11 protein-coding genes are annotated in these 13,275 nt (G+C 70.5%); 9 read left to right on the forward strand and 2 right to left on the reverse strand.

The genetic code is table 11. From position 1 onward, the window contains the following. Nucleotides 1-26: 26 nt before the first annotated feature. The gene (locus ACTOQ3_RS09790; RefSeq protein ID WP_440071143.1) at nt 27-1,712 is read left to right on the forward strand and encodes a ribonuclease J; all 1,686 of its coding nucleotides are present in this window, start codon (nt 27-29) and stop codon (nt 1,710-1,712) included. Nucleotides 1,713-1,881: 169 nt separating this feature from the next. Here the strand turns inward: ACTOQ3_RS09790 and ACTOQ3_RS09795 are convergent, their stop codons facing one another. Next, nucleotides 1,882-2,586, reverse strand: coding sequence for a hypothetical protein (locus ACTOQ3_RS09795; RefSeq protein WP_440083027.1), 705 nt, complete (start codon nt 2,584-2,586; stop codon nt 1,882-1,884). Nucleotides 2,587-2,798: 212 nt separating this feature from the next. Here ACTOQ3_RS09795 and kduI point away from each other — a divergent pair, with 212 nt between their 5' ends. The 4 genes from kduI (at nt 2,799) to ACTOQ3_RS09815 (ending at nt 5,435) form a co-directional block, all read left to right on the forward strand. After that, entirely contained in the window at nt 2,799-3,611 is an 813-nt protein-coding gene (gene kduI, locus ACTOQ3_RS09800) for a 5-dehydro-4-deoxy-D-glucuronate isomerase (RefSeq protein ID WP_440083028.1), read from the forward strand. Then, nucleotides 3,611-4,348, forward strand: a complete 738-nt coding sequence (locus ACTOQ3_RS09805; RefSeq protein ID WP_440083029.1) for an SDR family oxidoreductase — start codon at nt 3,611-3,613, stop codon at nt 4,346-4,348. Before kduI ends, ACTOQ3_RS09805 begins: the two co-directional genes overlap by 1 nt. A 17-nt stretch (nt 4,349-4,365) precedes the next feature. Then, nucleotides 4,366-5,142, forward strand: a complete 777-nt coding sequence (locus tag ACTOQ3_RS09810) for an IclR family transcriptional regulator (RefSeq protein ID WP_440083030.1) — start codon at nt 4,366-4,368, stop codon at nt 5,140-5,142. 107 nt (nt 5,143-5,249) lie between these two features. Beyond that, nucleotides 5,250-5,435, forward strand: coding sequence for a tautomerase family protein (locus ACTOQ3_RS09815; protein ID WP_344745492.1), 186 nt, complete (start codon nt 5,250-5,252; stop codon nt 5,433-5,435). Between the two features lie 339 nt (nt 5,436-5,774). On the opposite strand, the gene ACTOQ3_RS09820 is transcribed toward ACTOQ3_RS09815, so the two are convergent. After that, nucleotides 5,775-7,289 (reverse strand): sodium:solute symporter family protein, encoded by a 1,515-nt coding sequence (locus tag ACTOQ3_RS09820; protein WP_440083031.1) that lies wholly within the window; start codon nt 7,287-7,289, stop codon nt 5,775-5,777. A gap of 220 nt (nt 7,290-7,509) precedes the next feature. Here ACTOQ3_RS09820 and ACTOQ3_RS09825 point away from each other — a divergent pair, with 220 nt between their 5' ends. The 4 genes from ACTOQ3_RS09825 (at nt 7,510) to pgsA (ending at nt 13,261) form a co-directional block, all read left to right on the forward strand. Beyond that, the gene (locus tag ACTOQ3_RS09825) at nt 7,510-10,038 is read left to right on the forward strand and encodes a DNA translocase FtsK (protein WP_440083032.1); all 2,529 of its coding nucleotides are present in this window, start codon (nt 7,510-7,512) and stop codon (nt 10,036-10,038) included. A gap of 236 nt (nt 10,039-10,274) precedes the next feature. Continuing rightward, on the forward strand, nt 10,275-11,030 hold the full coding sequence (locus tag ACTOQ3_RS09830) for a helix-turn-helix domain-containing protein (protein ID WP_440083033.1): 756 nt from the start codon (nt 10,275-10,277) through the stop codon (nt 11,028-11,030). A 190-nt stretch (nt 11,031-11,220) separates the two neighbouring features. Further along, on the forward strand, nt 11,221-12,630 hold the full coding sequence (gene rimO / locus ACTOQ3_RS09835) for a 30S ribosomal protein S12 methylthiotransferase RimO (protein ID WP_440083034.1): 1,410 nt from the start codon (nt 11,221-11,223) through the stop codon (nt 12,628-12,630). Between the two features lie 25 nt (nt 12,631-12,655). Beyond that, nucleotides 12,656-13,261, forward strand: coding sequence for a CDP-diacylglycerol--glycerol-3-phosphate 3-phosphatidyltransferase (pgsA, locus tag ACTOQ3_RS09840; protein WP_440083035.1), 606 nt, complete (start codon nt 12,656-12,658; stop codon nt 13,259-13,261). Nucleotides 13,262-13,275 lie beyond the last annotated feature (14 nt).

Raw genomic sequence — 13,275 nt, forward strand, 5'->3', positions numbered from 1 at the left:
GAGACCTCTGAGAGAGGTGTGGCCGGATGAGTCACCCCCATCCCGAACTCGGGCTGCCGCCCGCGCTGCCCGAGGGTGCCCTGCGCATCGTCGCGCTGGGCGGTCTCGGCGAGATCGGCCGCAACATGGCCGTGTTCGAGTACGAAGGCCGTCTGCTGATCGTCGACTGCGGGGTGCTGTTCCCCGAGCCCGACCAGCCCGGCATCGACCTGATCCTGCCCGACTTCGAATACATCCGGGGCCGCCTGGACGACATCGAGGCCGTGGTCCTGACCCACGCGCACGAGGACCACATCGGTGCCGTGCCCTACCTGCTGCGCGAGCGCCGCGACATCCCGATCGTGGGATCCAGGCTGACGCTGGCGCTGATCGAGGCCAAGCTCACCGAGCACCGCATCCAGCCGACCAAGCGCGAGGTCGTGGAGGGGGAGCGGCACCGGTTCGGGCCGTTCGAGTGCGAGTTCCTCGCCGTCAACCACTCCATCCCCGACGCGCTGGCCGTCGCGATCAGGACGCCCGCGGGCATCGTCCTGCACACCGGCGACTTCCGGATGGACCAGCTGCCCAGCGACGGGCGGCTGACCGACCTGGGCGGGTTCGCCAGGCTCGGCGCCGAGGGCGTCGACCTGCTGATGTCCGACTCGACCAACGCCGAGGTGCCGGGCTTCGTCACCAGCGAGCGGGAGATCGCGCCGGTCATCGACGAGGTCATCCGCACCGCGGGCAAGCGTGTGATCGTGGCGAGCTTCGCCTCCCACATCCACCGCGTCCAGCAGGTCATCGACTCGGCGGAGAAGCACGGCCGCAAGGTCGCGCTGGTCGGCCGCTCGATGGTGCGCAACATGGGCGTCGCCCGCGACCTGGGCTACCTGCGGGTCTCGCCGGGTCTGATCGTCGACTCCAAGGAGATCGAGGGCTGGCCGCCGGAGGACGTGGTGCTGATCTGCACCGGGTCCCAGGGCGAGCCGATGGCGGCGCTGTCGCGCATGGCCAACCGCGACCACCCGATCCGCATCGCCGAGGGCGACACGGTCCTGCTGGCCTCCTCGCTGGTGCCGGGCAACGAGACCGCGGTCAACAACGTGATCAACGGGCTGTCGCGCTGGGGCGCCCGCGTGGTGCACAAGGGCAACGCGAAGGTGCACGTCTCCGGGCACGCCGCCGCCGGTGAGCTGCTGTACGTGCTCAACCTGACGCGGCCGTCCAACTTCATGCCGGTGCACGGCGAGTGGCGCCACCTGCGGGCGCACGCCAAGCTCGCCGCGCTGACCGGGGTGCCCGACGACCACATCGTGATCGCCGAGGACGGCGTCGTGGTGGACCTGGTCGACGGCCGGGCCAAGATCGTGGGCGCGGTTCCCGCCGGTTACGTCTACGTGGACGGCACCTCGGTGGGCGACGTCACCGACTTCGCGCTGAAGGACCGCCGCATCCTGGGCGAGGAGGGCTTCATCTCCATCGTCATCGTGGTCGACACCGCCACCGGCAAGCTCGCCGGGGGCCCGGAGATCCACGCCAGGGGATCGGGCATCGACCCGGCCATGTTCGACGACATCCTGCCGCAGGTCGAGAGGGCCCTGCAGGAGAACGCGGCCGACGGGGTGGTGGACATCCAGCAGGTCCGCCGCGTGGTCCGCAGGACCGTGGGGCGCTGGGTGAGCGACACCTACCGCCGCCGCCCGATGATCATCCCCGTGGTGGTCGAGGTCTGACCCTCGCACCGTACGGCGGCCGCACCGGCCGCCGTACGGGCCATCGGGCCGCCCGGATCGGCGGTCCCCGTCCCGCGTGGCCCTGTCGCGGGCCCGTCCCGCCCGGCCCTGCCGCGCCCGCCCGTCGTGCGGGCGGGCGCGCCGGTTCTGTGGGCCTTTCCCGTGCCGGTCAGCAGACGCCGCGCAGGGAGCAGACCTTGGCCGCCATCTTCCTGGCGTCCTTCAGCTGCCGGGTGAAGTCGGAGCCGCGTACCTTGCCGTACTCGCCCGCCAGCAGGTAGATCGCGACGGCCCGGCCCTCGCGGACGACGACGGCCCGCTGCCCGCCGATGATCGGACGCACGCCCCTGGCGTCGTAGCCCTGGAGGGTGATCCGTACGGCCCGGTCCCCGGCCCGGACGGGTTCGGCCCAGGTCCTGGTGACCGTGCCCTCGGACTTGACGCGGGCGCACCTGTCGACCTGCCCGAGGAGCCCGGTCAGCGCCCTGCGCGCGGCGGCCGTGGAGCGGTAGATCACCAGCTGCTCGCCGGAGTGGTACTCGGGGGCCTGGTAGACGACGGTCCGCATGGCCACCCGGTCGCGATCGGCGGGGCGGCGCAGGCCGCACGGGTTCGTCTCCAGGTTCCCTCCCAGCCTGTCGCTGATGGTCCACTTCTCCTCGCCCGGATACCTCACCGGCTTGCGGGCCTGGGGCTCGTGCAGGAGGAAGTTTCTCGGGATCCCCGCGGCGGTCCTTCCCGTCTCGCCCGTTCCGCCCGGTTCGCCTGTCTCGGCGAGGGCGGTGCCGCCCGCGAGGGCGGTCGCGAGGACCGTGCCCGCGACCGCGCCGGCCGCCGCCAGCCGGATCGTCGTCCGTGCCATGCCAGTCGTCATCGGTCTCTCCCGTGTGCTCGGTGGTCCGTTCGGTGGCGATTCCCTATGTGGGACCCGGTCGCGGCGGGAAAAGTTCTCGTTTCCGGGATCGTTTTCCGGGCGCCCGCGCGTGGTGGGAATCGCGGTGAGTGCGCGGGGAAGAGGGCCGTTGTATGCTCACAATGTTCTATGTAGCAGCTTCTAATTTCATGTAATAGAACAATGGAGGGGCGATGGAGGTACGGCACGCCACGGCACCCGACCAGATCACCGGGGCGACCACCGACTGGCTGCGCCGCCGGTTCCTGGTGGAACAGCTCTTCGTGCCAGGGGAGGTCCGGCTGCTCTACTCCCACGAGGATCGCATCGTGGTCGGCGGGGCCCTGCCGGACGACGGGCCACTGAGACTGCACTGCCCCGACCCGCTCAGGTCGGAGTACTTCCTGGAGCGCCGCGAGCTCGGCGTGGTCAACATCGGCGGGCCCGGCACGGTGACCGTCGACGGCACCGCGTACCCCCTGGCCGCCAAGGAGTGCCTCTACGTCGGCAGGGGAGCCCGCGAGGTGGTCTTCGAGGGCGGCGCGTTCTATCTGGTCTCCACCCCCGCGCACGCGACCCTCCCGACGACCGCCGCGACCCTGGAGGACGCCGAGCCGGTACGGCTGGGCGGCCAAGATGGCTCCAACGACCGGACGATCTACAAGTACATCCACGCCAAGGGCATCCGGAGCTGCCAGCTCGTACTCGGCGTGACGGTGCTGGAGCCCGGCAGCATGTGGAACACCATGCCCTGCCACACCCACGAGCGCAGGACCGAGGTATACCTCTACTTCGACCTGCCACCCGGCGAGCGGGTGATCCATCTGATGGGACGGCCGGACGAGACGCGCAACCTCGTCGTCGCCGACCGTCAGGCGGTCGTCTCCCCGCCCTGGTCGGTGCACTGCGGCTTCGGCACGAGAAGTTACTCCTTCGTCTGGGCGATGGGCGGGGAGAACCAGGCCTTCGAGGACATGGAGCAGGTCGAGATCGGCGAGCTGCGCTGATGTTCTCGCTGGAGGGCAGGACCGCGCTCGTCACCGGCGCGCGGACCGGGATCGGCCGGGCCCTCGCCGTGGGCCTGGCGGCGGCCGGGGCCGACATCGTGCTGCACGGCCGCGACGACGACCTGGACGAGGTCGAGACGGAGGTCCGCAAGACCGGCAGGCAGGCCTCCCGGTGGGTCCTGGACCTGTCGGACCCGCGGGCCGTCCCCGAGGCGGCCGGGCGGCTGGGCCCGGTCGACGTGCTGGTCAACAACGCCGGGATCATCCGCAGGGCCCCGGCCGCCGAGCACTCCCACGAGTCCTTCCGCGAGGTGCTCGACGTCAACCTGGACGCGGTCTTCCTGCTCAGCCAGGTCCTCGGGGCGCGGATGCTCGCCCGGGGCTCCGGGAAGATCATCATGATCGCCTCCATGCTGTCCTTCCAGGGCGGCGTCAACGTCGTCGGCTACACCGCGGCCAAGCACGGTGTCGCCGGTCTCACGCGGGCGCTGGCCTGCGAGTGGGCGGGCTCGGGGGTGCAGGTCAACGCGATCGCCCCCGGCTACATCAGGACCGGCAACACCGAGCGGCTCTGGGACGACCCCGAGCGGGAGGCCGAGATCAGGGGCCGCATCCCGGCGGGGCGCTGGGGCACCCCCGAGGACCTCGTGGGCGCCGCCGTCTTCCTGGCGTCCGGCGCCTCCGATTACGTCAACGGGCATCTGCTGGCCGTCGACGGAGGTTGGTTGGCACGCTGACCAGTAGGCTCACGATCGTGGTCAGGGAAGGTAGTTCCATCGACAAGGCGCTGGCGGTGCTGGAGGCGATCGCCGAGCACCACCGCGTGACCGACATAGCCGCCGCGACGGGCGTGTCCAAGTCGACCGTCCATCGCATCCTCCAGTCGCTCGTCGAGTGGGGGTTCGCGCGGGCCGACGGCCGCGGCGGCTACGAGCCGGGCCCCCGGATCCTCACGCTGGCGGGCCGGGTCATGAACCGCTTCGACCCGGCCCGCCAGGCCTCCGGCGCGCTCCACGCGCTGCACGAGCGGATCGGCTACACCACGCACTTCGCGATCCGCAGCGGGGACGAGGCCGTCTACGTCGACAAGCTGGAGGGCCGGCGGCCCTACCAGATGCCCTCCCGCGTCGGGATGAGCCTGCGCCTGCACTGCACCGCGATCGGCAAGGCGGTCCTCGCCCAGCTCGGTGCCGACGAGGTCCGCGCCATCTGCGCCCGTACGGGCATGCCCGCCCCGACCCCCACCACGCTGGCGACGCCGGAGGACCTGCTGGCCGACCTGGCGTTGGTACGGTCCCGCGGCTACTCGCTCGACAACGAGGAGAACCTGCCCGGCATCCTCTGCGTCGGCGCCCCGGTCTTCGACCACACCGGTCAGGTGCTCGGCGGCATCTCCATCTCCGCCCTCGCGATGGACATGGGCCGCGACGACCTGGAGCGGTTCGCGCCCGACGTCGTCGCCGCGGCCCGCGAGGTCTCCGCGGCCCTCGGCGCGCCCGGTGCTCCCGCCGCCCCGGCGCTCAACGGCTGAGCCGATCCGCCCGCGTCCCGATTGCTAAGACGGTTACGCCCTTCAGTTGTTCCATGTAATGGAATGTGATCTCATGTTATGCAACAACCTGACCTGGAGGATTCAGCATGCCGAACATCACCGTGGAACTCCTGTCCGGCAGGACCCTCGACCAGCGCCGCGAGTTCGTGGCGGCGCTGACCGAGGCGGCCGTGGACATCCTGAAGGCGCGCCGCGAGGCGGTGCGCATCGTCTTCACCGAGATCGAGAAGTCGGACGTGGCCAACGGCGGCGTCCTGGAGTCCGACAAGTAGTTCACGTAGCCGGAGTCCGGCGGGTGGCCCGGATCCGGGGAGTGGTCCGGCAAGGGGGTCGGCGGGGCCCCGGTTCCCGGACCCGCCGAATTCCCGGTCCGCGTGTTTTCCCTTCCCCTCCCGGTGGAAGGAGCATGTTCCCGGGCGGGCGGGTCCTGGAGCCCGCCGCGCCCGGGAACAGTCGCGCGGCCGCCGCGCCGCGCCGTGGAGGCCCTCGCCGAAGCCCCACGAGGTCGTGGAGGTCCGCCCCTGCCGCGCGGGCCCGGCGCGCCGTGGGGCACTCCACGCCGTGAAGGCCCCCACCACGCTGTGGGGGCCCACGCCGTACCGGAGGGGGCGTCAGCCGACCGCTCCGGCCCGCTGATGCTGCTCCGGGTCGGTGGACCCGGGCTCGGTGGACAGGGAGTCGACGAGCGCGTCGCGGTCCTCGCGGTTCTCCGGCCTCAGGAAGCCGATCGCCACGTACAGGACCAGCGAGGTCACCAGCGGCACGCCGACGACCATCGCCGTGTCCTTGGACTCGATGATCCACTTGACGTACGCCCAGACGCCCAGGCCGGCGGCCCAGGAGACGATGGCCGCGGTCGGGCCGCTCCGCTTGAACCACGGCAGCATGCCCAGCATCAGCGGGATCGAGATCGGTCCCATCGTCGCGGCGACCAGGTCGACGACGATCTTCAGGACCACGCCCTGACCCTCGGTCGAGATCGCGATCGCCATGCTGATCAGGACGAAGGTGAACGTGGTCACCCGGGCGAAGGTCAGTTCGGCCCGCGCCGACAGCTCGCGCACCTTGCGGACGATCACCGGGGCGATGTCCCTGGTGATGACCGAGGAGATCACGTTGGCGTCGGAGGCGACCATGGCCATGGTGTGCGAGAAGAAGCCCGCGAGCACCAGCCCGATCACGCCCTGCGGCAGCAGGGTCTGCGCCAGCCGTACGTACGCCTCCTCGGCGTTGGCCAGGCCCGGCACGATGAGCGGCGCGGCGAACATCGGGATGAACAGGATCAGCGGCCAGACCAGCCACAGCGCGCTGGACAGCAGTGCCGAACGCTTCGCGGCCGAGCCCGAGGGCGAGGCCATGTAGCGCTGGGCCAGGTTCCACATGCCGCCGTTGTACTCGAAGGTCTTGATGAAGAGCAGGGCGAGGAAGAACGTCGTGGTGTACGGCCCGGCGAACGGGTCGCCGTGGCCCGGGGGCAGCTTGTCCCACATGGTCCACAGGGTGGCGACGCCGTCCAGCTGGACCATGATGGCGACGAACATGGCGATGCCCGCGACGCCCTGGATGACGAACTGGCCGAAGTCGGTGAGCACGTCCGCCCACAGCCCCCCGGCGGTGATGTAGACCAGCGTGACGGCCCCGGTGACCAGGATGCCCCACTGAATCGGGATGCCCGCGAAGCCCCGGAGCAGGATGGCGATCGCCACCCACTTGGCCGCGATGTCCACGACCTTCAGCAGCGCGCCACTGTAGGCCAGCACCTGCTGGGTCGGCAGGTTGTAGCGCCGGGCGAGGTATTCCAGCGGGGAGACCACGCCGTGTTTGGAACGCAGCCGGTTCCATCGGGCCGCCCACACGAAGGCGCCGATCCCGACGCCGATGCCGATGGTCAGCGCCCACCAGACGTACATCGCGAGCCCGTAGTTGTAGGCCACGGCCGCGAACGCCACGAACATGATCGCGCTGTATCCCGACATGTGGTGCGAGATGCCGGACAGCCACCAGGGGATACGGCCCCCGGCGGTGAAGAAGTCGATCACGGTTTTGACGCGGCGCTTCGACCACACGCCGATACCGATCATGACAAGGAAGTACGCGCCCAGAACGGACCAGTCGAGTGCGGACATATGTCTCCTCCCAACGCCCTGTTGGTGAGGAGGTTCTACTACATGAAACGCAATGTCAATACATGGAATGGAAGACGCTTTCCAGCAGGCCAATGGGACCTTTAGCACCCCTCATCACTGTTCACGAAGTATCGACCGATCTTGTGAAACGTCGGCGAGGGTCGGGCGGCTGCGGCGAGTCGGCGCGCAATCCACCACCCGTCTCGTTAACCTCCCTAACATGGCCACCCGTACGTCTAAAGGCTCCTCAGGAAAGCCCCCCGGCAAGGGGTCCTCCGGCCGTTCGGGCGCCTCCCAGGCCCGTACGGCCCCCGCGAGGCGGGCGCCCGCCGGCCGGGGGAGGAGCACGAGCCAGGCCCGCAGGCCCTCACCCCAGCACGACCCGATCAGCTGGGTGCTCATCATGATCGGCAAGCTGTTCATGGGCATCTGGATGCTCCTCGCCGGGGGCATCGGCAGCGCCGCGCGGGCCCTGGGGCAGAACGCGCGCGAGCTCGACCCCGTGCACCGCCGCGACGGGCTCGGCCTGGCGGTCTTCGCCGGGGCGGTCGTGCTGGCCGCGATGACCTGGCGGAAGAACACCGGCACGGTCTCCACCGTGGTCGACGGGGTGATGCGCGGCGTCTTCGGCTCGCTGACCTGGGTGATCCCGATCCTGCTCGTGCTGCTGGCCTGGCGGCTGCTGCGCCACCCCGACCAGAACGCCGACACCGGCCGGATGATCATCGGCTGGTCCGCCCTGACCATCGGCGTGCTCGGCGTCGTGCACGTCGTCCACGACACGCCGTACCCCTCGGGGGGCAGTTCCGACGGCATGGACAAGGTGGCGGCCGCCGGAGGCATGATCGGCTTCATCGTCTCGGCGCCCCCGGCGAGCATCCTGCCGTCCTTCATCACCATCCCGCTGCTGCTGATCCTGTCGGGCTTCGGCATCCTGGTGATCACCGCGACGCCGGTGCACCGGGTACCCGAGCGGCTGGCCGAGATCCGGCACATGCTCTTCAACCGCGACCTGCCCCCCACGCCGCGCGCGTCCAGGAAGAAGCCCTCCACCCGCAAGAAGCCGGAGCCCGAGGGCACCGAGCTGGGCGACCACGTCAAGCCCTACGACACGCCCCTGATCGCCGAGACCCCCGGCCGCCCCTCCGGGCACTCCCCGGAGATCGTGCCCGGCCTGGTGGACGAGGAGGCGGCCGAGGCCGTGGCCGGGGTCGAGTCGTCGGCGCCTCCGGAGCCGACCCCGGCGCCGCGCAAGGTCGAGCAGCTCGTGCTGTCCCCCCAGGCGGGCCCGTACACCCTGCCCGAGTCGCAGCTGCTGCGCCCGGGCACCGCGCCCAAGCCGCAGACGAAGGCCAACACCGTCGTCGTCAACGCGCTGACCAGCGTGATGGAGCAGTTCGCCATCGACGCCCAGGTGATCGGTTTCACCCGGGGGCCGACGGTGACGCGCTACGAGATCGAACTCGGCCCGGCGGTCAAGGTCGAGAAGGTCACCGCGCTCACCAAGAACATCGCGTACGCGGTCAAGTCGGCCGATGTCCGGATCCTGTCCCCGATCCCCGGCAAGTCGGCGATCGGGGTCGAGATCCCCAACACCGACAAGGACCTCGTCTCGCTGGGCGACATCCTGCGCTCCCCGGTCGCCCAGGCCGACCACCACCCGATGATCGTCGGGCTCGGCAAGGACGTCGAGGGACGCACGATAGTGGCCAACCTGGCCAAGATGCCGCACCTGCTCATCGCGGGCGCCACCGGCGCGGGAAAGTCGGTCTGCGTCAACGGGCTGATCACCTCGATCCTGATGCGGGCCACCCCCGACGAGGTCCGCATGGTCCTGGTCGACCCCAAGCGGGTCGAGCTCAGCGTCTACGAGGGCATCCCGCACCTGATCACGCCGATCATCACCAACCCCAAGAAGGCCGCCGAGGCCCTGGAGTGGGTCGTCGGGGAGATGGACCGCCGCTACGACGACCTGGCCGCCAGCGGCTTCCGGCACGTCGACGACTTCAACAAGGCGGTCCGCGCCGGCAAGCTGGTGCCGCCGCCGGGCAGCGAGCGGGTCTACCAGCCCTACCCGTACCTGCTGGTGATCGTCGACGAGCTCGCCGACCTGATGATGGTCGCCCCGCGCGACGTCGAGGACTCCATCGTCCGCATCACCCAGCTCGCCCGCGCCGCCGGGATCCACCTGGTCATCGCCACCCAGCGCCCCAGCGTGGACGTGGTCACCGGCCTGATCAAGGCCAACGTGCCCTCCCGGCTCGCCTTCGCCACCTCCTCGCTGGCCGACTCCCGGGTCATCCTGGACCAGCCGGGCGCCGAGAAGCTCGTCGGGCAGGGTGACTCGCTCTTCCTGCCGATGGGTGCCAGCAAGCCCATGCGGCTGCAGAACGCCTTCGTCTCCGAGAAGGAGATCGGCGAGATCGTCGGGCACTGCAAGGTCCAGATGGCGGTCGAGTACCGCGACGACGTGGCCGCCGTGGCGACCGCCAAGAAGGAGATCGACGAGGACATCGGCGACGATCTCGACCTGCTGGTCCAGGCGGCCGAGCTCATCGTGACCACCCAGTTCGGCTCGACCTCGATGCTCCAGCGCAAGCTGCGGGTCGGTTTCGCCAAGGCGGGTCGCCTGATGGACCTGCTGGAGAGCAGGAACGTCGTCGGGCCCAGCGAGGGGTCGAAGGCGCGAGAGGTCATGGTCAAGCCGGACGAGCTTCCCGGCCTGCTGGCCGACCTGCGCGGGGGCTGACGGCGCCGTACGGGGGCTCCGGCCCGACCTGCGCGGTGGGCCGGCGGCGCGGTGCGGGGGGCTCCGGCCGCCCGCACCGGGAAGTGCCGGTACATATCAGGGAATACCGCCCCCCAACCGGCTCGCCCGGGGATGACGGCGCCGTGCGGGAATGGGACCCCCGCCGCGCATCCTCCACGCGGTTACTGATTGAATAGGTATCGCTACGCAACGTCGGGGGCTGAGAGGCGTGCGCCATGGGCATTGGAAGCGATCTGGCGGATGCCCGGCGGTCAAAGGGGATGACCGTCGGGCAGTTGAGCGCGCGGACACGCATTCGCGAGGTGCTCATCCAGGCAATCGAGAGGAATGATTTCTCCCAATGCGGGGGAGATTTCTACGCGCGGGGCCATATAAGAAACATCGCCAAGATCGTTGACCTCGATCCCGAGACGCTGGTGCACCGCTACGACGAGCAGCACGGGGGCGTGCCGCTGCCGGTGCGGGCCTCCAGCGTCTTCCAGGCCGACATGCCGCTGAAGATCCGCGAGCGTCGTTCGCCCAACTGGACGACGGCGATGGCGGTGGCTCTGGGCATCGTGGTCATCTTCGGCGTGGTGCGGACCATGGGCGGGGGTGACACTCCCGTGGCGGACCCGCGCCCGATGCCGGTGCCCGCCGCGCCGCCGCCCACGACCGGTTCCGGCCCCGACTCGCCGCGCCGGGCCTCGTCGCTGGCCGAGGAGAGACGGCGTGACATCGTCGTCCTCCAGGTCAGGGCGAAGCGCACCTCCTGGCTCGACGTGCAGGACGCGGGCGGCCGGCGCCTCTTCTCGGGAACGCTAGCGGCGGGCAAGACCTCGACCTGGAAGGCGAAGACCGGGATGCGGGTCACCTTCGGCGACGGGGGAGCCGTCTCGCTGAAGGTGAACGGCAAGAACCTGGGCGCCCCCGGCCGCCGGGGGCAGGTCGTGAACCGCTCCTACGAGGCCCCCGCCACCAAGAAGCGCTAGGTCACACCGTACGGAGCACTTCTCCGCGCACTCTCCGGGCGCCCCCGGGCGTCCGTGCCGCCGCTGTCCGGCCGGGCGTCCGGGCCGTCCCGGCGGCGGGACGTCCGGGGCGGGGCGGGGGGTGCGGCGGTGCCTGAATGGGGGGAGGTGCATCGGGTAGTGGCCAACTCCCGATACCGTAGTGTTCACCATGTCATCCCGCCGAACCGCATCGCTGATCACGCTTGGTTGCGCACGCAACGAGGTCGACTCCGAGGAACTCGCCGCCCGTCTCGAGGCTGCCGGTTGGCAGCTGGGCGACGACGACCCCGATGTCGTCGTCGTCAACACGTGTGGCTTCATCGACTCGGCGAAAAAGGACTCCATCGACACGCTGCTCGCCGCGGCCGACTCCGGTGCCAAGGTGGTCGCCGCGGGCTGCATGGCGGAGCGGTACGGTGACCAGCTCGCCGACGCGCTGCCCGAGGCCGCCGCCGTCATCTCCTTCGACGACTACACCGACATCGGCACGCGCCTCGACGACGTGCTGGCGGGCAAATCGCTCGTCCCGCACAGTCCTCGCGACCGCAGGACCCTGCTGCCCATCTCGCCGGTGGAACGCGCCGCCGCCCCCAAGACCGCCATTCCCGGCCACGGAGAGCTGCCCGAGGGTCTGGCCCCCGCCAGCGGCCCCCGGCCGCTCCGCAAGCGCCTGGGCGACGGCCCGGTGGCCTCGCTGAAGCTGGCCTCCGGCTGCGACCGCCGCTGCACGTTCTGCGCCATCCCCGCCTTCCGTGGGGCGTACGTCTCGCGCCGCGCCGAGGAGCTGCTCGGCGAGGCCGCCTGGCTGGCCGAGCAGGGCGTCAAGGAGCTGGTGCTGGTCAGCGAGAACTCCACCTCCTACGGCAAGGACCTGGGCGATCTGAGGGCGCTGGAGAAGCTGCTGCCCTCCCTCGCCGCGACCGAGGGCGTCGAGCGGGTGCGCGTCAGCTACCTGCAGCCCGCCGAGCTCCGCCCGGGGCTGCTGGAGATCATCGCCTCGACCGAGGGCGTGGCCCCCTACTTCGACCTGTCCTTCCAGCACGCCAGCGGGACGGTGCTGCGCCGGATGCGGCGCTTCGGCGACCCCCGGCGCTTCCTGGACCTCCTGGAGTCGATCCGTGCCCACGCCCCCGAGGCGGGGGTGCGCTCCAACTTCATCGTGGGCTTCCCCGGCGAGACCGAGGAGGAGTTCGGCGAGCTGGTGGGCTTCCTGGAGGAGGCCAGGCTCGACGTGATCGGCATCTTCGGTTACTCCGACGAGGACGGCACCGAGGCGGCCTCGCTGCCCGGCAAGCTCGACCAGGAGGTCGTCGACGCCCGCGTGTCCGCGCTCAGCGAGCTGGCCGAGGAGCTCATGGCCCAGCGGGCCGAGGAGCGGATCGGCACCGAGGTCGACGTCCTGATCGAGGAGGACCTGGGCGACGGCGGTTACGAGGGCCGTGCCGCCCACCAGGGGCCCGAGGTCGACGGTTCTGTAACGGTCCAGGGCATCGGGCTGGTCCCCGGCCAGATCGTCCGGGCCGTCGTGGTCGACTCGGAGGGGGTCGACCTGATCGCCCGCATCAAGGCGGCCCCATGAGCGCGCCGCCGGGCCGGGAGAGCGTATGACCAACACGCCAGAGACCGGCACCGACTCGACCTCGGCATCCGCGCGCCCCAAGGTGAGCGCCTGGAACATCGCCAACGTCGTGACGGTGATACGGCTGGCGATGGTTCCGTTCTTCGTGGCCTGCCTCTTCCTGCCGGGGTCCGGCTGGCGGGCCGCGGCGCTGGTGGTCTTCATGGTGGCCTCGCTCACCGACCTGCTCGACGGCGAACTGGCCCGCCGCTACGGCCTGATCACCGACTTCGGGAAGATCGCCGACCCGATCGCCGACAAGGCCCTCATCGGCGCCGCCCTGATCAGCCTCTCGGTGCTGGAGGAGCTGCCCTGGTGGGTCACCGTCGTGATCCTGGGCAGGGAACTGGGCGTCACCGCGCTGAGGTTCGCCGTCATCCGGCACGGCGTCATCCCGGCCAGCTACGGCGGCAAGGTGAAGACCGTCCTGCAGATCGCCGCGATCGTCTCCTACATCTGGCCGGGCGTGCCCGACCTGATCCGCTGGATCGTGATGGGCGCGGCGGCGCTGGTCACCGTCGCCACCGGTCTCGACTACGTGATCCGGGCGATCAAGCTGCGGCAGGTCGCGAAGCGGGCGCGGGCCATATGAAGGCGGGCCGTATG

Source organism: Streptosporangium sp. LJ11, assembly GCF_051918945.1.
Classification (GTDB): domain Bacteria; phylum Actinomycetota; class Actinomycetes; order Streptosporangiales; family Streptosporangiaceae; genus Streptosporangium.

Excerpts from the sequence above, each read along its gene's own strand:
- ACTOQ3_RS09790 (WP_440071143.1), top strand. The coding sequence starts at position 27 with ATGAGTCACCCCCATCCCGAACTCGGGCTGCCGCCCGCGCTGCCCGAG.
- ACTOQ3_RS09795 (WP_440083027.1), bottom strand. The coding sequence starts at position 2,586 with ATGACGACTGGCATGGCACGGACGACGATCCGGCTGGCGGCGGCCGGC.
- kduI (WP_440083028.1), top strand. The coding sequence starts at position 2,799 with ATGGAGGTACGGCACGCCACGGCACCCGACCAGATCACCGGGGCGACC.
- ACTOQ3_RS09805 (WP_440083029.1), top strand. The coding sequence starts at position 3,611 with ATGTTCTCGCTGGAGGGCAGGACCGCGCTCGTCACCGGCGCGCGGACC.
- ACTOQ3_RS09815 (WP_344745492.1), top strand. The coding sequence starts at position 5,250 with ATGCCGAACATCACCGTGGAACTCCTGTCCGGCAGGACCCTCGACCAG.
- ACTOQ3_RS09820 (WP_440083031.1), bottom strand. The coding sequence starts at position 7,289 with ATGTCCGCACTCGACTGGTCCGTTCTGGGCGCGTACTTCCTTGTCATG.
- ACTOQ3_RS09825 (WP_440083032.1), top strand. The coding sequence starts at position 7,510 with ATGGCCACCCGTACGTCTAAAGGCTCCTCAGGAAAGCCCCCCGGCAAG.
- ACTOQ3_RS09830 (WP_440083033.1), top strand. The coding sequence starts at position 10,275 with ATGGGCATTGGAAGCGATCTGGCGGATGCCCGGCGGTCAAAGGGGATG.
- rimO (WP_440083034.1), top strand. The coding sequence starts at position 11,221 with ATGTCATCCCGCCGAACCGCATCGCTGATCACGCTTGGTTGCGCACGC.
- pgsA (WP_440083035.1), top strand. The coding sequence starts at position 12,656 with ATGACCAACACGCCAGAGACCGGCACCGACTCGACCTCGGCATCCGCG.